The organism is Actinophytocola sediminis (assembly GCF_054779715.1).
This window is the reverse complement of sequence record NZ_BAAGXS010000018.1, coordinates 259,343-279,690: the sequence shown is the minus strand read 5'-3', so window position 1 is coordinate 279,690 and position 20,348 is coordinate 259,343. Positions and strand designations below refer to the sequence as shown.

Sequence of the window (20,348 nt, the reverse complement as noted above, 5' to 3'; positions counted from 1 at the left end):
CGCGGACTCCATGTATTGTGCTCAGCGAGCTGGTTCGGACGTCCACGCCATGGGGCGTCCGTCGCAAGAGGGAACCCGGTGCGAGTCCGGGACTGCCCCGCAGCGGTGAACGGGAACGACCGCCGTCACGAAGCACTGGACGCGAGTCCGGGAAGCGACGGCCAGTAGACCACCGACTCCTGGCGCGTCGACGCGCCCGGGTTCGGCTGCCCGCGAGTCCGAAGACCTGCCAGCTCGCCTGCCCGCGCCGCGGGTGGGCGCGGTCTCCAGGCCCCGAGGGAGGGCGTGCGGACATCGGCGGTGCCGTTCACGGGCACCGCCATGGGTCCTCGCGTGTCCACTTCGGACTGGAACCGGTCGGATCGAGCTCACGAGGAGAGAGCTGTGACGACAAGCCAGGTCGGCATGCGGGAAGCCGACGACACCGAACGGCCGACGATGCGGGTACGCAAACGCGGCGGCGAGGTCGAGCACGTCGACCTCACCAAGATCGTGCGCGCCGTCGAGCGCTGCGCCACCGGTCTGTCCAATGTGGACCCAATGCGGGTCGCGACGAAGACCGTCAGCGGCCTGTACGACGGCGCGACCACCGTCGAGCTGGACCGCCTCTCGATCCAGACCGCGGCCGAGCTGGTGGCCGAGGAGCCCGCCTACTCCCGGCTCGCGGCGCGCCTGCTGGCGACCTTCGTCGACAAGGAGGTCCGCGGCAACGGCATCCACTCGTTCAGCCAGGCCATCGCGCTCGGCCACGAGCACGGGCTGATCGGCGACCAGACGGCGAGCTTCGTCACCACCCACGCGCGCAAGCTGGACGACGCGGTCGACCACGACGGCGATCTGCGGTTCGAGTACTTCGGGCTGCGCACGGTCCACGACCGCTATCTGTTGCGCCACCCCAACAGCCGCGCGGTCATCGAGCGCCCGCAGTACTGGCTGCTACGTGTCGCATGTGGACTGTCGGACACGCCGGCCGAGGCGATCCGGTTCTACCGGCTGATGTCCTCACTGGCGTATCTGCCCAGCTCACCGACGCTGTTCAACTCCGGCACCAGCCACACCCAGCTGTCATCCTGCTATCTGCTGGACTCGCCGCGCGACGAGCTGGAGTCGATCTACGAGCGTTACGGGCAGATCGCGCGACTGTCGAAGTTCGCCGGCGGCATCGGCGTGCAGTGGTCCAGGGTGCGCTCGCGGGGCGTGCTGATCCGGGGCACCAACGGGCATTCCAACGGCATCGTGCCCTGGCTGCGCACGCTGGACGCCTCGGTCGCCGCGGTCAACCAGGGCGGGCGGCGCAAGGGCGCGGCCTGCGTGTACCTCGAGACCTGGCACCCGGACATCGAGGAGTTCCTGGAACTGCGGGACAACACCGGCGAGGACGCGCGCCGCACGCACAACCTCAACATCGCCAACTGGATCCCCGACGAGTTCATGCGCCGGGTGGAGGCCGACGCCGACTGGTCACTGTTCGACCCGGACGAACTGCCGGAGCTGCCCGACCTGTGGGGTCCGGCCTTCGACGAGACCTACCGGGCCGCCGAGCGGGCCGGCCGCGCGGTGCGCACGGTGAAGGCGCGGGACCTGTACGCGAAGATGATGCGCACGCTCGCCCAGACCGGCAACGGCTGGATGACGTTCAAGGACACCGCGAACCGCACGTCCAACCAGACCGCCGACGCCGGCAACGTCATCCACCTTTCCAACCTGTGCACCGAGATCCTCGAGGTCACCGCCGACGAGGAGACCGCGGTGTGCAACCTCGGCTCGATCAACCTCGGCGCGCACCTGACCGGCACGGAGATCGACTGGGACCGGCTGCGGGAGACCGTGTTCACCGCGGTCACCTTCCTCGACCGGGTCATCGACATCAACTACTACCCCACCGAGCAGGCCGCCCGGGGCAACCCGCGCTGGCGGCCCGTCGGGCTGGGCGTGATGGGCCTGCAGGACGTGTTCTTCCGGCTGCGCCTGGCCTTCGACTCGCCCGAGGCCAAGGAGCTGTCCACCCGGCTGGCCGAGGACATCTACCTGACCGCGCTGGAGACCTCCGCCGAGCTGGCCGCCGCCGAGGGACCGCACCCCGCCTACGAGCAGACCCGGGCCGAGCAGGGCAGTCTGCAACCCGACCTGTGGGGCGTCGTCCCGACCCAGACCGAACGCTGGGCGGCGCTGCGGGACCGGATCGCCGAAACCGGGCTGCGGAACTCGTTGCTGATCGCCATCGCGCCGACGGCCACCATCGCGTCGATCGCCGGCTGCTTCGAGTGCATCGAGCCGCAGGTGTCCAATGTGTTCAAACGGGAGACGCTGTCCGGCGAGTTCCTTCAGATCAACTCCTATCTGGTGGCGGAGCTGAGGAAACACGGGCTGTGGACCGAGGACACCCGGGACCGGATCAAGCGTGCGGACGGCTCGGTGCAGGGCCTGAGCGCGCTGCCCGCCGAGTCAAGGGAACTGTTCCGCACCGCGTGGGAGCTGCCCCAGCGCGCGCTGATCGACCTCGCCGCCGCCAGAGGCCCCTACGTCGACCAGAGCCAGTCGCTGAACCTGTTCGTGGCCTCGCCGACGATCGGCAAACTGTCCTCAATGTACCGCCACGCCTGGAAGTCCGGGCTGAAGACCACCTACTACCTGAGGTCGCGGCCGGCGACCCGCATCCAGCAGGCGACTGTCACCACCGCCGCCGCCTGCTCGATCGAGAACCCAGAAACCTGTGAGGCATGCCAGTGACCACCGCCGAGAACACCAGCCAGGCCCTGCTCGACCCCGGCATGGACCTGACCCTGCGCCCGATGCGCTACCCGCTGTTCTACGAACGCTTCCGGGACGCGATCAGGAACACCTGGACGGTCGAGGAGGTCGACCTGCACTCCGACCTCGCCGACCTGAACAAGCTCACCGCCGCCGAACGGCATCTGGTCAACCGGCTGGTCGCGTTCTTCGCCACCGGCGACACCATCGTCGCCAACAACCTGGTGCTGAACCTGTACGAACACGTCAACGCGCCGGAGGCGCGGCTGTACCTGTCCAGGCAACTGTTCGAGGAGGCCGTGCACGTCCAGTTCTACCTGACGCTGCTCGACACCTACCTGCCCGACGAGCAGGAACGGGTGGCCGCCTTCGCCGCGGTGGACAACATTCCCTCCATCCGGGCCAAGGCCGAGTTCTGTTTCAAGTGGATCGACTCGATCGAGCACCTGAACCGGCTGGAGACCAAGGACGACCGGCGGGCGTTCCTGCTCAACCTGATCTGCTTCGCGGCGTGCATCGAGGGCCTGTTCTTCTACGGCGCCTTCGCCTACGTCTACTTCCTGCGCTCCCGGGGTCTGCTCAACGGCCTGGCGTCGGGCACCAACTGGGTGTTCCGCGACGAGTCCATGCACATGACCTTCGCGTTCGACGTGGTCGACACCGTGCGCCGCGAGGAACCGGACCTGTTCGACGACGACCTGCACGCGCGGGTGCGCCAGATGCTGCGCGAGGCCGTCGACGCCGAGGTCCAGTTCGCCGGGGACCTGCTCACCGGCGGTGTCGCCGGGCTCACCATCGCCGACATGCGCGCGTACCTCGAGCATGTCGCCGACCGGCGGCTGGCCGCGCTGGGCCTGGAACCGGAGTACGGGTCGAAGAACCCGTTCGCGTTCATGGAACTACAGGACGTCCAGGAACTGTCGAACTTCTTCGAACGCCGGGTGTCGGCCTACCAGGTCGCGGTCACCGGCACCGTCAACTTCGACGAGGACTTCTAGGCCTGCCACGGCGGGACCACCTTCGGGTGGTCTCGCCGACACCCGGGAACCGCGTCACGGCTCGGTACGACCTTCTGGCAGATCATGGGGAAAACCCGGCGAAGGGCGCACCAAGGCATGACACGCAAGTCCAGGAGGCCATCGGCGAACGTGATCACCACGGTCGCGATCGTGGTGATCGCCGTGCTCGTCATCGGCGGCATCCTGCTGTTCAACAGGTCCGACAGCGACAACACCGACGGCAACACCGGTAACGACACCGGCGGTGACAACACCACCACCCAGGGCGAGATTCCGCGGGAGCTGCGCGCGAGCGCGGACAGCGACACGCTGACCACCGCGCCAGGCAACAAGGTCACCGTCGTGGAGTTCCTCGACTACCAGTGCCCGGCCTGCGCCGCGTACTACCGCAACGTGACCAGCGGGGTGGAGACCGACTACGCGGGCCGGATCACCTTCGTCACCCGCAACTTCCCGCTGGACTCCCACCCGCTGGCCCAGCCGGCCGCCCGCGCCGCCGAGGCCGCGGCCAACCAGGACAAGTTCCTCGAGATGTACCACGCGTTGTACGACAACTACCAACAGTGGGCGGTCGACGACAGCGGGGAGCGGCTCAGCGACGACGAGGACCGGGCGGCCACCCTGTTCGACCGCTACGCCACCGAGATCGGCCTCGATCTCGACCGGTTCCACACCGACATCGCCGCGCCGGCGGTGGCCGCGCGCATCGACGCCGACGTGGCCGCCGGCCAGCGGGTCGGCGTCGACAGCACGCCGACGATCTTCGTCAACGGCCAGCGGTTCGCGCCGACCGGCGAGAAGTTCAGCGACGTCGACCGGGAGCTGCGGGACACGATCGACGAGGCGCTCGGGTGACCGTCGGCGCGTCGAAAGGGGTGGCCTGGCTCTACGTCATCGGTGGCGCGATCGGCCTCGCCGGGGCCACGGCGCTGCTCCTGGAGCGGCTCGCCGTGCTGCGGGACCCGGACCACGTGCCGACCTGCTCGCTCAACCCGATCATCTCCTGCGGCTCGGTGATGGACTCCGCACAGGCCGAGGCGTTCGGCTTTCCCAACCCCCTGTTGGGAATCGCCGCGTTCGCCGTCGTGGTCACCGTCGGGGTGGTCCGGCTGGCCGGGTTCGTGCCGCCGCTCTGGTTCCGGCTCGGCATGCAGGTCGGCACGGCATTCGGCGTGCTGTTCGTGCACTGGCTGATCATCGCGAGCCTGTACGACATCCACGCCCTGTGCCCGTACTGCATGGTGGTGTGGGTCGTGACCATCCCGATCTTCTGGTACACGACCCTGGACACGCTGCGTGCCGCCGAAAACACCCGGCGTGCCGGAGAATCGCTGTGGCGATACCACTCCGCGGTACTCGCGGCCTGGTTCGTGATCATCGCCGCGCTCGTCCTGGCCGAATTCTGGAGCTACTGGACCAGTTTGTTCTGATCCGGAATTCCGTTATGAGTAGGATCACCCGATCGGAGTCGGCGGGGGATGGCGGTGCACGTGAAATATGTGGTTCTTGGCATCGGCGCCCTGGTCACCGCGCGGATCAACACCTTCTACGTCCCCGTCGTCGGCTTCGGTGACCAGGACACTCCGCTCGCCACCTACGCCCCCGTCGGCACGCTGGCGCTCGCGCTGATCGCCTGGCAGCTGTGGCCGGGACGGTCGTGGCGGGTGCTCCTGATCGTCGGCTCGCTGTGCACCACGCCGACCGCGGTGCTGCTGTTCTTACCGGAGGACCTCGGCGCCCCGACGGGCTCGGCCCACATCGTCCTCGGCGCGGTCGCCGTGCCGTTGCTGCTGGTCGGCGCGTTGGGGGCGGCGACAGCCACCTGGCAGGCCGGGCGAAGGACCCTGGGCGCGATCGGGTTCGGCGCCACGCTGGTCGCGTTCATGTCCGCGGGCACCGTCGGGATCCACCTCGCCTTCGGCAACCACCTCGCCGTGCCGGCGGTCGGACTGGTCGTCGTGGTGGCGACGGTCGTCGCGGCGCGGACCGCACCCGTTGCCGACCAGCCGGAGCCCCGCCCGGGCTGGCCGGTGACCATCGCCTGCGCCGTCGCGGCCGCCTCGCCGCTGGTGTACCACCTGTGGGAGAGCCCGAGCGCGGGCGTTGGCCCGCGGATCGTGGTCGGCGACGCCGCCGTCCCGACCGCCGCCGAGCTCAACCAGCAGCTCGCCCAGCACGCGCTGGTCGTCGGCTCGGTCATGCTCGGGGTCAGCGTGCTCGCCGCGGTGATCGCCGGCGTGGTCGCCGGCCGGCAGGTCCTGCTCGCCGGCGCGGTCGCCGGGTTGTTGCTCGGCACGATGTTCACCCTCGTCTCGGCGGTGGCGATGGAGCCGGGCGAACTGGCCACCGGGGGATCGGCGATCCTGGCCGCGACGGCGCTGGCCGCGGGAGTGGCCGTCGCCAGGGCACGGGCCGGCACGGTGACCGGCATCGCGGTTCTTGGCGGGGTCGTGGTCGCGCTGGTGCTGCTGCGGCTGACCGCCACCGCCGGTACCGCCGAGATTCTCACGCCGGTGCTGCTGGTCGCCACGGCCGTCGCGGCGGTGCCGGTGCTCACCTCACTCGGCGCCACCCTGGCCCCCGGCGGCACGACCCCGCTCGTGTTCGCCGGCCTGGCGACCGGCATCTCCGCCGGCATCGACGGGATCATGCTCTATTTCCGGCTCACCGCGTCCGTCGACGACGCGGCCCCCGCCGAGTACCTGCCGACGGCGGGCCTGCTCGCGGTCGCCGTCGGCCTGGCCGTGCTCGCACACCGCACGTTCGCGCGGGCGGCGGCACCGGACCCGATGGTCACCGCGTGATTGTCACCGCGTGAGCAGGTGCCGTTGTCGATATCAGATTAGGGTGCCGTAGAAGTCCAGATAATCTCCCAGCTCGCGGGTGACGACAAATCTGTCCGCACAGGTCCGGTGGGCGGCCGCACCGAGATCGGCGGCATAGCGCGGATTGGCGAGCAACTCGTTCACCGCGGCGCCGAAACCCGCCAGGTCGAGCGGATTCACCAGCAGCGCGTCCACGCGATCGGTGAACTGGGCGAGCAGCCCGCCCACCGCCGACGCGACAATGGGCCTGGCCTTCCACATCGCCTCGGTGGCGGTGAGCCCGAAACCTTCCTGGAGGCTTTTCTGCACCACCACGGTCGACCGGCGTTGGATCGCGTTGACCACCAACGCGTTGTCCGCGGTGTCCGCCAGGGACAACACCACCAGATGTACCCGCGCGCGCAGCGGCGCGGGCAGCCGCGCGCGCAACGCGGACACCTCGGCGAACACCTCGGCGCCTTCCGGGTCGTCGGGAATGTCGGCCGGGTCCGGCCCGACGAGCAACAGCTGTGCCGGCGACGGCACGAAGTCGGCGAAGGCGCGCAGCACCCCGGTCATGTCCTTCAACGGATCCCACCGGGAGACCTGGGTGACCAACGGAACGCCCGCCGGCAGCGGCTGGTCCTGGATGGTCGTGCCCACCCCCGACCTGGTGGCCGGCCCGAACAGGCCGATGCCCGCGAGCAGTTCGTCGATCCGCCGGGCGGACAGCTCCTGGTTCTTCACCGTGTCCGGGTCGATCGACGGGGCGATCACCGAGATCCGTTCCTGGCGTAGGTAGTGCGGCGCGAAGTCGGCGACGGTGAACACGTGCCGGGGCACTGCGCCCAGGTGCGGCCGCAGGAAGTCCCAGGTCGCCTCCGCCTGCGCGTTGGTCGACCTGGTGCCGATGTGGCAGCGCCAGCCGACCCGCACGCCGGCGTCGATCAGGTGCGCCGCGATGCCCGCGGTCTGCGGGTCGTGTAACAGCACGACGTCGCCAGGACGGATGTGCTCGGCCAGCTGCGCGGCCGACCTCGTGGTCACGTCGCGGTAGAACTGGTCGTCGGCCGGGGTGAACGGGGTGGTCGCCCGGCCGTGCAGGCCGTGGTGGATTCGTTTGGTGAGTTGGAAGAACTCCGGTTCCGCGTCCGCGATCAGCCAGCCGGCGGGCAGTCCGAGGGTCTGCTGGTGGGCGATCGAGGACCAGAGCAGCTCGGCGACCCCGCCGCCGGTTGCCGTGCTGCTGACGTGCCAGATGCGCGCACTTCCCAGGCGCCGCACCAGGTTCGCCGCCGGACCGGTCAGCCGGGAGTCGGTCCTCGGTCGTGCCGTGGCCTCGACGGCCACCCTGGTCACGCCGTGCTCTTCGGTCAGCTCACTCGTCATCGTGTACCACCACCAGTTCTACCCGACAGCATGGGGTTTTCCCACTGAGTACTTTGTGGACCTGCACGGCCGGTATCCGGCACCGCGTCCACAATGGACGAAGACGGGGTGACGGCGGTGTCCTCAGGCATGCGTGCGTTCCCCCACCGCGAGATAGCCGGTGTCCTCCGGCGAGCCGCCGAACGGGGCGCTGACGAGGTCCGGGCGGGCGAACGCGAGATGCTCCAGCAACCGGTGCACCAGGTCGGCCTGGTCCGGCCGGCCGATCGACGCGGCGAGCGACCGTGCCGTGGACGGCTCGGCACACGTCCGCAGCTGACTGATGATCTCCCGCTGCAGAGCCAGAATCGGCATGGCGGCGTACTTGTCGACGGCCGGCTGGTGGTAGGCGTTGACGTCGATGAGCTCCGCGTACAGCCCGACCGCGCGTTCGTAGAGGGCGAGCAGCGCGCCGACCGCCCGCTCCCGGTAGTCGGGCAGCATGAGCACGGCGACCGGGCGGCCGCGGGCCACCAGCGCGGCGTGCGTGCCGAACAGCCCACACACCAGGTGGTCGGCCAGCTCCAGTGCCCGCTCGGTCTCGCCATGGTGGGTGCCGATGAGGGTGACGAAGGAGTCGTCCCGGCCGTCGCACAGCTGTTGCAGGTAGGAATGCTGGTCGGTGACGCCCTTGTGCCCGTACACGGTCATGCCCTGGTGCACGATCCGGCCGTCGCGGCCTGCCTTCTTGCCCACCGACTCCATCACCAGCTGCTGGATCCAGCCGGGCAGGACGGTGAGCCGGTCGCGGTAGGGCAGTACGACCATGTTCCGGTCACCCTGCCCGTCGCCGAGGTGGAACCAGGCCGCCGCCAGCAGCGCGGCCGGATTGTGCCGGACCGAGCGGCGGCGGGTGAGCACGTCCATCTCGGCCGCGCCGGCGAGGAACGCGGCGATGTCCGCGCCGGCGAGTGCCGCCGGCAGCAGCCCGACCGAGGAGGTGACCGAGGTGCGGCCGCCGACCCAGTCCCACATCGGGAATCTGGCCAGCCACCCCCTGTCCCGCGCGTGCCGGTCGAGGTCGCTGCCGGGAACCGTGGTGGCGACCGCGTGCTTGGCGAAGTCGACGCCGCCGGCGGCGTATGCCCGTTCCAGCTCCCGCACGACCTGCCAGGGCGTCGGCGTGATGCCGGACTTGGACACCACCGAGACCAGCGTGCGGTCCAGGTCGCGCAGGACCGGCACGACACCGTCGGGGTCGGCGTTGTCCAGGATCCTGACCCGCAGCCCGCCCCGGTCGCGCCAGGCGTCACACAGCAGGCGCGGTCCGGTGGTGGAGCCGCCGATGCCGACGTGCAGCACGGTGTCGAAGCCGGCGCGGGCGCGGTCGGCGAACTCGGTGATGGCCCGCCAGCTGGCCCGGATGTCGTTGTCCAGCACCGAGGTGGGGGCCAGGTGGGGTGCCCGGAGCCAGTAGTGGCCGACCTGGCGCCGTTCGTCGGCGTTGGCGAGCGCGCCGTTCTCCAGGTCGGTCATCGCGGTGAGTGCCCGCATGAGCCGGGGCGACAGCGCGTCCAGCCGGTCGGGCTCGATGGCGAACCCGCTCAGGTCCATCGACAAACCCGTTCCTGGATCAGCGAACCGGCCGTGGCGATAGTGGCTCCATCGCGCGGCCCCCGAGCTGCCCATGGCTGTCTCCCCGTCGACGACCGGTGACACAGAGCGATGTTCAACGTTACGCGGGCACGCACGAAGGTGCCATCGGCCGAATGGCGTGTCTTGGCGCGGGGCCCGGCCAATTCTTTCAAGATTCTTTTGGTGACCGGTTTCCGGTAATTCATCCGGCCGTGGCGTGGCGACACAGCCATGGCGATCGGGCCGCTGGCCTGGTCGCCCGGTGCGCACCACGCCGGACTCGGCGATTCGTAATGCTCGCCCGCGGTCGCCGTTCCCGGATTCCCGGAGTTATCCCACAACAAAACGCCGCCGTTCGAGCACACCATTCAATTCAACACATTAGTGACGCACGTCACGTGGCGTTCTGTCACGGCCGCACAGTCGGCGGTGTCCTGAGGGCATGACTGAGCACAGCCACTCCACCAGGGTCGTACAACCACACGCCGGCGACGAGCTGATCAGCTTCCCGGCCCCGCCGCACGGAGGAAGCGGGTGCCCCAGTCGCGCAGTTCCGCGCGCAGCTCCGGCGGCCCGACGACGTGGAAGTCGGCACCCGAGGCGCCCAGGATGAGCAGCGCCCAGGACGGCGAGTCGGTGGTGAGGCGGACGCGGGCGTGGGTGTCGTCGACGGCCTCGACGGCGGCCCAGCGGCCGACCCGGTCGCCGACGGTGGCCGAGGGGGCGTCGACCACGGCCTCGACCGCGACGGGGCGCACGGCGTTGTCCAGGTGGGCGCGGACGAAGGCGGCGGCGTCGGCCGCCGGCAGCGCGCGGGGCAGGAACTGGGCACCGGTCGTGCGCGGTTCGGCGAGCCGGTCGAGGCGGAAGGTGCGCCAGTCGTGGCGGTCGAGGTCGTAGGCGACCAGGTACCAGCGGCGGCCCAGGCTCACCAGGCGGTGCGGTTCGACGTGCCGGTCGGTGTGGTTCCCGGTGGCCGCGGTGTAGGCGAACCGCAGCCGCTCGGTGTCCCGGCAGCTGAGCGCGATCGCGGTGAGGATGTCCGGGTCGATGGTCGGCGGCTGCTGGCCGAACCACTCCAGCGGCACGGTCATCGCGCTCAGTGCCTCGGCGCGGCGCCGCAGCCGCGCCGGCATCACCTGGGTCACCTTGGCCAGCGCCCGCACCGAGGACTCGGCGACCCCGGCGACCGTGCTCTGGGCCGCGTTCTGCAGGCCGACGATCAGCGCGACGGCCTCCTCGTCGTCGATGACCAGCGGCGGCAGTGCCCCGCCGACGGCGAGTTGGTAGCCGCCGTCGACCCCGCGGGTGGCCGCCACCGGGTAGCCGAGCTCGCGGAGCCGGTCGATGTCCCGGCGCAGGGTGCGCACCGACACGCCGAGCCGCTCGGCGAGTGTGGTGCCCGGCCAGAAGCGGTGGTTCTGCAGCAACGAGAGCAGCCGCAGGGTCCGGGAGCTGGTGTTCGCCATGGTGCCGATTCTCCGCCGATTGCGGTCAGAAAGTGACCTGAATGGCCGTTAGCGTTCGGTACGTACTGATCACCACACAGGGTGGAGAAGAGAAATGACGACCTCGATCACGACCGACCTCGAGCGCGCCGACCTGCTGGAGACGCTGGCCACCCACCGCCAGTTCCTGCGGTTCACCGCGCGGGAGCTCACCGACGAGCAGGCGCGGCAACGGACCACCGCCAGCGAGCTGACCATCGGCGGGTTGATCAAGCACGTGACCGCCGGGGAGGCGACCTGGGCGAAGTTCATCGTCGACGGCCCGGCCGAGTCGAGCAACTTCGAGCAGATGTCCGAGGACGACTTCGCCACGTGGACCGACGGGTTCCGGCTGCTGCCCGAGGAGACGCTGGCCGGCGTGCTCGCCGACTACGCCGAGGTGGCCCGCCGCACCGACGAGCTGGTCGCGACCCTGCCCGACCTCGACGTCGCCCACCCGCTGCCGGTCGCGCCGTGGTACGAGGTGGGCAAGCACTGGACGGCACGGCGGGTCATCATGCACATCATCGCCGAGACCGCCCAGCACGCCGGCCACGCCGACATCATCCGCGAGTCACTGGACGGCGCGAAGACGATGGGCTGATCGTGGGCTGAGCTCACGCCCGGAGCCGGAAGGGCGGCACCTCACCGGTTCCGCCGGTGACAGCCTCGGCGTGTTCCCGCGCCCACCGCGACAGCGCCGCGACGTCGATGCCGTGCGGCGGCTGGTCGCGGTAGGGCTCGATGTTGTCCGCGCCCCTGGTGAGCAGCGTGGCCGCGCCGGTGTGGTTGCCGCGCGCGGCGTGGGTGACGCCGACGGCCAGCTGGGCCAGGCCCTTCCACAACGCCCGAGTCGCCGACGGGGCCTGTTTCCAGGCGTCCTCCAACACCTCGTGCGCGTGGAAGGGCATGCCGCCGTCGAGCAGCCGCTGCGCTTCGCGCACGGTCTCCTCGGGGGTGCGGACGACGCCCTCCGGCTGGCGGGGGACGCCGGCGACGCCCCGGGGCAGCGGCCGGCCAAGGCCGTCGCGCTCGCGGGCGTTGCGGGCGTTGCCAGCCGGGTCCCGGTCCCGATCTACTCGCACGGCCCCAGCCTACGCCGTGTGGTCTTTTCGCCTGACATGCCAACGGGGACACCCGCTGGCTAGCGTCGCGCCATGGGTGTTTTCCGGGCGTTGATGGGGATCCTGCTCGTTGTCGGCCTGACCGGATGCGGCGGCGAGCCGACCGATGAACCGCCGCGAACCGAACAGGACGCCCAGAGCGCCGCACCGGTGTTCGTGCAGACCGGCGAGGGCCTGACCGCGCTCGACGGAGACACCGGGACGACGCGTTGGCAGACCGAGCTCCCGTGGCCCCCACTGTTCGACAACGAGTCAGTCGGCAACCCGATCGTCACCCTGGACGACGGGACGCTGCTGGCCGTCGCGGAGGACGGGCTACGGGCGCTCGACCCAGGGACCGGGACGGAGAAGTGGCGGGCGCGCGTCCCGTCGACCAGCGGGCTCGACCAGACCTTCCCCATCCTGACCGCCGTCGACGACGTCGTGCTGCTGTCCATGGAAGAGATCCTGCACGCGTTCGACCGGACGAGCGGCGAACTGCGCTGGCGCGCCGAGAACACCGTCCTGCTCGCGACCGGCGATGGCAGCGCGTTCGCCTACGATCGCGAGATCGGACAGGAGGCGGTCACCTCAGTCGACCTCGCGACCGGGAAGCCCCGCTGGCGCGCCGAGTTGGCGACGCTGCTGCCCGACCACTTCCCCACCGATGTCGACGGGGCCGTCGCCACGCCCGAGGCGGTGGTCATCCTGCCCGGCAACACCGATGTGGCGCTGGGCCTTGACCCGGTGACCGGCGCGGTGCGCTGGACCGTCGTCCCCCGGGATGCCGACGGCATCCCGCTGACCGACATCGCCGAGGCCACGGCGGTCAACGACCAGGTGGTGTTCACCGGCAATCTTGGCGACGACGTCGACATCGCCGCCCACGACCTCGACGACGGCGAACGCCGGTGGGCGTTGACCGGGACGGACTTCCCGGCCGAGGAGTTACTGCTCACCCAGGAGGGCATGGTCGGGGTCGTCGGGCCCTCCGGCGGCGATCTGGACGCGCGGGACCTGGCCACCGGACGTTCACTGTGGACGGTGCAGAGCACCGGAACCTACTGGTTGGCGGCGATCGGGGACGGCGTGGTCTACGCGGGTAGCCGGCAGGACAGTGAGCTGACGGCGTTCGCGATGGACGACGGCACGGAGCTGTGGACCACGGCGGCGCCCGGCCGGCCGATGGTGCGCGGCGGCGAGGTCTACGGGGTCGGTGGCGGAGACGTCCTCGGCGAGAAACCGCTCACGGTCACCGCCGTCGACGCCCGGACCGGTGAATCGCGCTGGCGCACCGAACTCGGCCGGGGCAACGGTTTCATCGAACTGCTCGCCGGCTAGGGCGCACGTGCTCGAGCGCGGCGATGGCCAACTCGGCCTTGTTGCCGACCTGCAGCTTGGCCCGGATGCGCGCGACGTAGGTGTCGACGGTCGCCTTCGACACCCCCATCCTGGTCGCGGTCTGGCCGTGGGTGAAGCCGCGCGCGATGTAGCTCAGCGTCTCCTGCTCTCGCGGCGACAGCTCCGGCCGGTCGGCCGGCAGTCCCGGCAGCACCGCGGCCACCATGTCGGCGAGCTGGGCCGAGACGTGGAAGTCGCCGGCGGCCAGCACCGTGATGGCCTCCACATAGGACTCCGCGGTCGACTGTTTGTTGAGGAACCCGGACGCCCCGGCGTTGACCGCGGCCACCACGTCCTCCGGGTGGCGGGACGCGGAGATCACCAGCACCGGCCGGGTCTCGGCCAGTCGCCGGACGTGGTCGAGCGCTGGCCTGCCGGAGTCGGGGTCCAGGTACAGGTCGAGCACCACGACGTCATACTCCACCGCGCCCAGCTCGTCGGGGTGCGCGTGCGCGGCGACCACCTCGATCTCGGTCGCCGCCAGGATGGCGCGCAACCCCTCGCGGGCGACCGGGTGGTCGTCGACCACGGCGACTCGGAGCACAATCCGGACTCTACCAACAGAAGTACTGCCATCATGGGCGAACGGCGAAAGGCGGTCACGATGGCTGACGGGGTCGCCGGCGCCCTGCCGGCGACGGTGCGGGTCGACCGGATCATCGCGCTCGCCGCCGCGGTGTTCCGGCTCGGGGCGTGCGTCTCGCTCGTCGTGGCGGCCGGGTCCACACCCGGGCTGTGGCTGGTCTGCGTGCTCGTGTTCGCGCAGTCGATCGGGTTCGTGGTGTGGTGGTGGCGATCCGGGCGGATCGGCCTGGTCTCGGCCGCCGTGGACGCGGTCGTGCTCACCGTGCTGGTCACGCTCGGACCGATGTTCAACTACGTGCAGATCGGGGTGATCACCGCCGGGCTGGCGCCGTGGCGGATCGGGGCCGCGCTCACCGCGGCCGCGGTCGCCGCGGCCAAGCTCGCGACCACCGACGTCCCACTGTGGATCTCCTTGCCGGACACCGCGAACCTCGTCGCGGTGCTGACGGTCGCCTGGCTGATCGCCGCGTGGACCAGGGGCGCGGCGCGGGAGATCGACCGCAGGCGCGCCGACGCGCTGGCCGCCTCGACCGAGGCCGCGCGCACCAGGGAACGCGTCCGGCAGGCCGAGCTGGTCGGCGACCGGCTGTTCGACACCCTCGACCGGCTCACCGCCGCCGGCGCCGTCGCCGACCCGTCGGTGCTCGCCCGGCTCGACGCGGAAACCCTGTGGTTACGCGAGTTTCTCGACGACCGGCGCCCGGTGTCCACCGACGTCCGGGCGGCGCTGCTCGCGGTGGTGCTCGCCCGCCGCGACGACGGACTGGTGGTCGAGGTCGACGTGCCGCCCGCGCTGCCGGCCCTGCCGGCGCCGACCGTGACCGCGCTCGCCGGTGCGGTCTGGGAGGCGCTGACCAACGCCGCGAAGCACTCCGGCGCGCGGTCGGCCACCGTACGCGCGACCGTCGAGTCCGATGTGGATGGTCAGTGGGTCGTGGTCGAGGTGGTGGACCACGGTCACGGCTGCACCCCGGCGCGGGCGGCCGGCGGGATCGGGGTCGAGCGGTCGATCGTGCGCCGGATCACCGAGGTCGGCGGCCGGGCCGGCCTCGACTCCGCGCCAGGACGCGGGACGGTCGTGCGCCTCACGGTGCCGAGGTGATGCCCGCCGGAGTCTCCGAGCGGCTGGTGCGGCGCGCCGGGCTGGCCGTGCGGGCGATCAGCCTGCTGGTGTGCGCGCTCGCGGTGTCGCTGACCCTGGACCGGTTCCCCGCGCCGTGGCACGGGCCGGCGCTGCTCGCGGTCCTGGTCGCCGAGACGGCGGCACTGGCGGCGCACTGGGCGCGGCACGGCACTGTGCGCGGCGCGTTCGTCGTGGTGGACCTGGTGGTGGTCGGCGCGGTGGTGGTGGCCAACGGGCTGCTGGTGGACGAGCCGGGCACCATGGCCTACTTCGCCGGGAACTACGCCATGATGGCGGCGTTCAGCGTCGGGCTGAGCGCCCGGCGGCTCGGCCGGGCGTACGCGGTCGTGTCCTGCTGGGTGGCGGCGACCGTCGCGGTGCTCGTCTGGCGTCACGGTCAGCCGGTGCCGGCGGCGGCCATCGCGGTGTTCCAACTGGCGGTGAACCCGGTCGCGGGCTGGCTGTCGGCCCGCCTGCTGCGCCGGACCACCGCCGAGTTGGCCGAGGTGGACGACGTGGCCGCGCGCCGGGCGGAGGAGGCCGCCGTCCGGCAGGTGCGCGCGCACGCCGCGGCCGCGCTGCACGACCGCGTCCTCCAGACGTTGGAGACCATCGGCCGCGGCCACCAGGTGACCGATCCCGTGCTGCGCCAACGGGTCCGGGACGAGGCGGGGTGGCTGCGCGGCTTCGTCGAGGCCGACGGCGAGCACGCCGGCGCCGGGCTGACCGCCGGGCTGGACGCCGTCGCCGCGCGCGCCGGGCTGCGGGTGACGGTCAACCACGCCGCGTTCCGCCCACCGGCGGCGGTGGTCGACGAGCCGGTACGCGAGGCCCTGCTCACCGCGACCGGCCGGGTCCTCGCGGCGATGTCGGCCGTGGCCGCCGAGGCGACGGTGCGCGCGGTGCCCGCCGACGGCGGTGTGCTGGTGACCGTGCTGGCCGCCTGCGCCGGGGAGACCGCGCTGGACCTGACCGAGGCCGGTGACCTGCTCGCCGCGGCCGGCGGCCGGCTGTTGGCCGAACCGGACCCGTATGTCGAGCTGTGGGTGCCTGGCGCAGGTGCGCCCTGACGCAACTGCGCCGTCGCCAGGCTATGGCCAGCGGGTTCGCCGCCTGCGACGATCGCACGGAGTGATCCCAAGGCTCCGGTGCGTCGGGGATCGGTGCGGTCTGGGATCGGTGAGGACACCACCATGCACACCTTCAGGCCCGCCGCGGCCGCGGTGCTCGCGGCCGCCATGGTCATCTCTCCGCTCGTGCTCGCGCCGGTCAGCACGGCCGATCCGAGACCCGCCGCCGCGCCCGCGTCGACCGAGATCGCGGGCGAGCACGTGCTGCAGGTCGACTACCAGGTCCAGGAAACCGGCTACTGGTGCGGCCCGGCGGCCACCAGGATCGCGCTGTCGGCCCGCGGGGTCCACCGCAGCCAGGCCGACCTCGCCGCCCAGCTCGGCACGCACACCGGCGGCACCGACTGGATCGGGCAGGTCACCCGGGTGCTCGGCGGCCACGTCGGCTGGTATGAGACCAAGGAGATGCCAAACGATCCGCCTACCCAGGCGCAGAAGGACCTGCTGTGGCGCGACATCGTGCTGGACATCGACAACGGCTACGCCATCGTGGCCAACATCGTGGCCCCGCCAGGTAACCAGCCGCCCGGCTACCCGCCCGACCAGACGATCTACCACTACTTCACGGTCATCGGCTACAACGACGTCAACCGCGCGGTGCTGATCGCCGACCCGGCGTCCTTCAGCGGCAACCAGATCTACTGGCTGTCCTTCGACCAGCTGGCCTCGCTCATCCCGCCGAAGGGTTACAGCGCCTGACACAACGCACGACGACGGCCGGGGCCCCGAGCGGGTGCCGGCCGTCGTCGTGTACCAAGCCGGAGAACTCGAACGGGACCTCGTGCCAATAGGTGGGTGTTCACCGTCCCCGACGGATATGAGGAGTCGATGCACCCACCCCACGACGACGATGACGCGGCGATCATCACGGCGTCCCTGCGGCGCCCGGAGCGGTTCGCCGTGATCTTCGACCGGCACGCGGCCCACATCCAGCGCTACCTCACCCGCCGGCTGGGCCGGCAGGTCGCCGACGACCTGGTCGCGGACACCTTCCTGGCCGCCTTCGGCCAGCGGGAGCGCTACGACCAGGCCCGCGCCGACGCCCGGCCGTGGCTGTACGGCATCGCCACCAACCTGGCCCGCCAGCACCAGCGCACGGAGATCCGGGAGTACCGCCTCCGCGCCAGCATGAGCCCCGAGCCGCCGCCGGACGGGCACGCCGACCGGGTGGCCGCGCAGGTCACCGCGTCGGCCATGCACCGGATGCTGGCCGCCGCGCTCGCCGACCTGGCCGATGGCGACCGCGAGGTGCTGCTGCTGATCGCCTGGGAGGACCTCAGCTACGAGGAGGTCGCCGAGGCACTGGCCATCCCGATCGGCACCGTCCGGTCCCGACTTCACCGCGCCCGCAAACTGGTCCGCGCGGCACTCTCGAAGGAGCCCATCAACCATGGATGAACTGACGCTGCTCAAGGACATGGCCAACGACACCCCGCTGCTCGGCGAGGCCGACCTCGCCCCGGCCCGCGCCACGCTGGTGACCTCGATCGCCCAACCGTCCCGCGGCCGGCGGCGACTGTGGGTCTCCGGGGTCGCCGTGGTCGGCCTGGCCGCCGCGATCACCGCCGTGGTCTCGTTCGGCGTGCTGGAGCCGGTGGGCATCGCCCCGGCGCCGGCCAGCGCCGAGGAGATCCTGCGGGAGGCGGCCCAGGCGGCCAGGGCGCTGCCGGCCACCCCGCCCCGGCCCGACCAGTTCGTCTACACCAGGACCGAGTACGCGGGCGGGGCCGCCCGCGAGGCCTGGCTGTCGGCCGACGGCACCCGGGACGGACAGGTCAAGCAGTACAACGCCACGTTGCTGATCCCCGGCTGCCGCGACGGTCGGACACCGGTGCGGGACAAGGAGGACCGGCCGCTGCCCGGCCAGTTCGAGCAGTGCGAGCCGAGCCCCGCCTACCAGCCGAACCTGCCGACCGACGCGGCCGGCATGCGCGAGTACCTGAACGCGATGCCCGGCAGCAAGGACAGCGCCAACTCGCTCGGCAAGAACATCTACGAACTGGTCGCCGAGGGCTACGTGCACCCGGCGGCGCTCGCCGCGCTGTTCGAGGCCGTGGCCGAGCTCGACGGCCTGGAGGTCGTGGCGGACGCGAAGGACGGTGCCGGCCGGCCGGGGGTCGGGGTGCGCTGGACCCATGTGGACAGTGCGGTCATGTTGGTGTTCGACACGGAAACGTACGCGTTCCTCGGCATGCCCGAGGCGGGCGCGGTGGTCGAGCAGGCGGCCGTGGACAACCCCGGCCAGAAACCCTGACGGGACTTGACGTCGGGGCAGGCCATGACCTGCCCCGACGGGTCAGGCCCCGCCAAGAAAACGCCGCCAGGTGCTCGGCGAGAACGCCAGCGTGCCGCCGGTCCGATTCTTGGTGTCCCGCACCAGAATCTAGACCACCGCAGGCTCCCTGGCCAGTTCCGCGATGACAAAGCCACCAGCAGCGCAGTGTGCGGGCGAGCGGCGGAAAGCACCTGGATGGTGACCCGAGGACGGCGAGCGAACTCGGCCAACTTCGCCAGTTGCGCCAGCATCACCTCAGCGCCGCCGATCTCGCGGCACACCACCTGCTCGTCAACCATCGCCCACAACCACGGCGGCTTCTCAGCTTCCAGCACCTGCTGACGGCACGACTTCGCCGTCACTCGCGCGGCCACCTCATCCTCGGTCAGACCGGGATACACCTTGACCAGCGTCCGCGCGTAATCCTCGGTCTGAAGCAAGCCGGGCACCACTGTGTGCTCGAACCACTTGAGCGAACGGGCATCCGCCTCGGCGGCGACGAACGGACGAAACCCCGGAGAGATCGGGGCCGCCCGAACACGGGCCTCCAGGCGACGCAGGGTGCCCGCCGTGTCGAGCGCCTCGTCCAGCAACCGCGCCTGTTCCCGAGTCGGCACCCGATAACCGGACTCGATGTTCTTCACCGTCGACGGACTGAACCCGATCCGGCCGGCCAACTCCAGCTGAGAGAGACCATGTTTTTCCCGCAGCGCGCGCACCTCCTCGGCGATCCGCAGACTTCCGCAGAGAAGAAGCTGGTCTACGCGATCGTCCGCTGGTAGTGCGCGGCGATCTCGTCGCTGGTGGTCAGCCAGATGTCGGGTTGCTCGGCAAGGAAGGCCAAGGCCTGGTCCAGGTACTTGTGCCGGAAGGGCTGGCCGATCACGAACGGGTGCAACGCCAACGCCAGCACCCGGCCGCTGTGCTCGGAGTCGGCGTGCAGCTGCTCGTACTGGTCCCTGACCACGCGCACGAACTCCGGCCCGGTCAGCCCCCTGCCGAACAGCTGCAGATCGTTGAGCTCGACCGAGTACGGGACGCTGATCATGCCGGGCACGGTCAGCGGGTAGGGCTGGTCGTCGTTGGTCCAGTCCAGCAGGTAGGTCAGGCCGAGTTCGGCCAGCAACGCCGGGGTGTTGACCGTCTCGGTCAGTGCCGGTCCCATCCAACCCTTCGGCCGCTGACCGGTGGCGGCGGCGATGGTGTCGATGATCTCGGTGAGCAGTCGACGTTCCTCCTCGCGCGTCAGGTCGGCATGCATGATCGAGTTGGTCCGCCCGTGCGCGAGCCAGGCCCAGTCGCGGCGACGGCCCGCCTCGATGATCTGCGGGTAGCGCTCGGCCACCGAGGAGTTCAGCAGCACGCTGGCTCGGATGCCGTGCCGGTCCAGGCTCTCGATCGTGCGCCAGATGCCGACCCGGACGCCGTAGTCGCGCCAACCGTAGTTCAGCGCGTCGGGCACCAGGTCCGCGGTGCCGGGCCAGATGCTGGTGGACGGGCGGTCGATCAGGAAGTGCTCGACGTTGAGCCCGACGTAGGCCGCCACCCGGGCGCCGCCGGGCCAGTGCAGCGCCGGCCGCTCGGTTATCGGGCTGTAGGTGAAAGGAGGGTGCGTCATGCCGACACGGTAAGAGTTAACATCAATGTCAGGTTCAAGCCCGCGCGGA

Annotated in this window: 19 protein-coding genes, 1 pseudogene and 1 riboswitch; of the genes and pseudogenes, 12 read left to right on the top strand and 8 right to left on the bottom strand. The window is 70.9% G+C overall.

The window, feature by feature from the left end; translation table 11 throughout:
* Positions 1-13 precede the first annotated feature (13 nt).
* Positions 14-248, top strand: a riboswitch (cobalamin riboswitch).
* A gap of 136 nt (positions 249-384) precedes the next feature.
* From ACYVIP_RS11615 to ACYVIP_RS11595, 5 genes are all read left to right on the top strand, one after another.
* Positions 385-2,730: a ribonucleoside-diphosphate reductase subunit alpha gene (locus ACYVIP_RS11615; protein WP_460395087.1), complete on the top strand. Its 2,346-nt coding sequence runs from the start codon at positions 385-387 to the stop codon at positions 2,728-2,730.
* A complete protein-coding gene (locus tag ACYVIP_RS11610; protein WP_460395085.1) occupies positions 2,721-3,749 on the top strand; it encodes a ribonucleotide-diphosphate reductase subunit beta in 1,029 nt (342 codons plus the stop codon). Before ACYVIP_RS11615 ends, ACYVIP_RS11610 begins: the two co-directional genes overlap by 10 nt.
* A gap of 117 nt (positions 3,750-3,866) precedes the next feature.
* Entirely contained in the window at positions 3,867-4,625 is a 759-nt protein-coding gene (locus ACYVIP_RS11605) for a DsbA family protein (RefSeq protein ID WP_460395083.1), read from the top strand.
* Entirely contained in the window at positions 4,622-5,200 is a 579-nt protein-coding gene (locus ACYVIP_RS11600; RefSeq protein WP_460395081.1) for a vitamin K epoxide reductase family protein, read from the top strand. Before ACYVIP_RS11605 ends, ACYVIP_RS11600 begins: the two co-directional genes overlap by 4 nt.
* 60 nt (positions 5,201-5,260) lie before the next feature.
* On the top strand, positions 5,261-6,574 hold the full coding sequence (locus tag ACYVIP_RS11595; protein WP_460395079.1) for a hypothetical protein: 1,314 nt from the start codon (positions 5,261-5,263) through the stop codon (positions 6,572-6,574).
* 33 nt (positions 6,575-6,607) lie between these two features.
* On the opposite strand, the gene ACYVIP_RS11590 is transcribed toward ACYVIP_RS11595, so the two are convergent.
* From ACYVIP_RS11590 to ACYVIP_RS11580, 3 genes are all read right to left on the bottom strand, one after another.
* Complete coding sequence (locus tag ACYVIP_RS11590; RefSeq protein WP_460395077.1) at positions 6,608-7,963, bottom strand: glycosyltransferase; 1,356 nt, start codon at positions 7,961-7,963, stop codon at positions 6,608-6,610.
* A gap of 123 nt (positions 7,964-8,086) precedes the next feature.
* Positions 8,087-9,556, bottom strand: a complete 1,470-nt coding sequence (locus tag ACYVIP_RS11585; RefSeq protein WP_460395075.1) for a glucose-6-phosphate isomerase — start codon at positions 9,554-9,556, stop codon at positions 8,087-8,089.
* 521 nt (positions 9,557-10,077) lie between these two features.
* Positions 10,078-11,046, bottom strand: coding sequence for a helix-turn-helix transcriptional regulator (locus ACYVIP_RS11580; RefSeq protein ID WP_460395071.1), 969 nt, complete (start codon positions 11,044-11,046; stop codon positions 10,078-10,080).
* 94 nt (positions 11,047-11,140) lie between these two features.
* On the opposite strand from ACYVIP_RS11580, the gene ACYVIP_RS11575 reads away from it, so the two are divergent.
* Positions 11,141-11,668 (top strand): DinB family protein, encoded by a 528-nt coding sequence (locus ACYVIP_RS11575; RefSeq protein WP_460395068.1) that lies wholly within the window; start codon positions 11,141-11,143, stop codon positions 11,666-11,668.
* 13 nt (positions 11,669-11,681) lie between these two features.
* Here the strand turns inward: ACYVIP_RS11575 and ACYVIP_RS11570 are convergent, their stop codons facing one another.
* On the bottom strand, positions 11,682-12,149 hold the full coding sequence (locus ACYVIP_RS11570; protein ID WP_460395066.1) for a DUF309 domain-containing protein: 468 nt from the start codon (positions 12,147-12,149) through the stop codon (positions 11,682-11,684).
* 72 nt (positions 12,150-12,221) lie between these two features.
* Here ACYVIP_RS11570 and ACYVIP_RS11565 point away from each other — a divergent pair, with 72 nt between their 5' ends.
* Positions 12,222-13,508, top strand: coding sequence for an outer membrane protein assembly factor BamB family protein (locus tag ACYVIP_RS11565; protein ID WP_460395064.1), 1,287 nt, complete (start codon positions 12,222-12,224; stop codon positions 13,506-13,508).
* On the opposite strand, the gene ACYVIP_RS11560 is transcribed toward ACYVIP_RS11565, so the two are convergent.
* A complete protein-coding gene (locus tag ACYVIP_RS11560) occupies positions 13,486-14,112 on the bottom strand; it encodes a response regulator (RefSeq protein WP_460395062.1) in 627 nt (208 codons plus the stop codon). The two genes, ACYVIP_RS11565 and ACYVIP_RS11560, sit on opposite strands and share 23 nt — an antisense overlap.
* A 60-nt stretch (positions 14,113-14,172) precedes the next feature.
* On the opposite strand from ACYVIP_RS11560, the gene ACYVIP_RS11555 reads away from it, so the two are divergent.
* The 5 genes from ACYVIP_RS11555 to ACYVIP_RS11535 all read left to right on the top strand — a co-directional run bounded on the left by ACYVIP_RS11555 (position 14,173) and on the right by ACYVIP_RS11535 (position 18,660).
* Positions 14,173-15,255, top strand: coding sequence for a sensor histidine kinase (locus ACYVIP_RS11555; protein WP_460395060.1), 1,083 nt, complete (start codon positions 14,173-14,175; stop codon positions 15,253-15,255).
* Positions 15,255-16,346 (top strand): hypothetical protein, encoded by a 1,092-nt coding sequence (locus ACYVIP_RS11550; protein WP_460395058.1) that lies wholly within the window; start codon positions 15,255-15,257, stop codon positions 16,344-16,346. The genes ACYVIP_RS11555 and ACYVIP_RS11550 overlap by 1 nt, the downstream gene beginning before the upstream one ends.
* 123 nt (positions 16,347-16,469) lie before the next feature.
* Positions 16,470-17,105 (top strand): C39 family peptidase, encoded by a 636-nt coding sequence (locus ACYVIP_RS11545; RefSeq protein WP_460395056.1) that lies wholly within the window; start codon positions 16,470-16,472, stop codon positions 17,103-17,105.
* A gap of 129 nt (positions 17,106-17,234) precedes the next feature.
* On the top strand, positions 17,235-17,804 hold the full coding sequence (locus tag ACYVIP_RS11540) for an RNA polymerase sigma factor (protein WP_460395054.1): 570 nt from the start codon (positions 17,235-17,237) through the stop codon (positions 17,802-17,804).
* On the top strand, positions 17,797-18,660 hold the full coding sequence (locus ACYVIP_RS11535; protein ID WP_460395052.1) for a CU044_5270 family protein: 864 nt from the start codon (positions 17,797-17,799) through the stop codon (positions 18,658-18,660). The genes ACYVIP_RS11540 and ACYVIP_RS11535 overlap by 8 nt, the downstream gene beginning before the upstream one ends.
* 42 nt (positions 18,661-18,702) lie before the next feature.
* Here ACYVIP_RS11535 and ACYVIP_RS11530 read toward each other — a convergent pair whose 3' ends face one another.
* The 3 genes and pseudogenes from ACYVIP_RS11530 to ACYVIP_RS11520 all read right to left on the bottom strand — a co-directional run bounded on the left by ACYVIP_RS11530 (position 18,703) and on the right by ACYVIP_RS11520 (position 20,299).
* On the bottom strand, positions 18,703-18,783 hold the full coding sequence (locus tag ACYVIP_RS11530; protein WP_460395223.1) for a DUF397 domain-containing protein: 81 nt from the start codon (positions 18,781-18,783) through the stop codon (positions 18,703-18,705).
* 113 nt (positions 18,784-18,896) lie between these two features.
* Positions 18,897-19,400 (bottom strand): annotated as a pseudogene (locus tag ACYVIP_RS11525) (helix-turn-helix domain-containing protein); the annotation flags it as partial.
* A 41-nt stretch (positions 19,401-19,441) separates the two neighbouring features.
* The gene (locus ACYVIP_RS11520) at positions 19,442-20,299 is read right to left on the bottom strand and encodes a polysaccharide deacetylase family protein (protein WP_460395050.1); all 858 of its coding nucleotides are present in this window, start codon (positions 20,297-20,299) and stop codon (positions 19,442-19,444) included.
* Between the last annotated feature and the right edge of the window lie 49 nt (positions 20,300-20,348).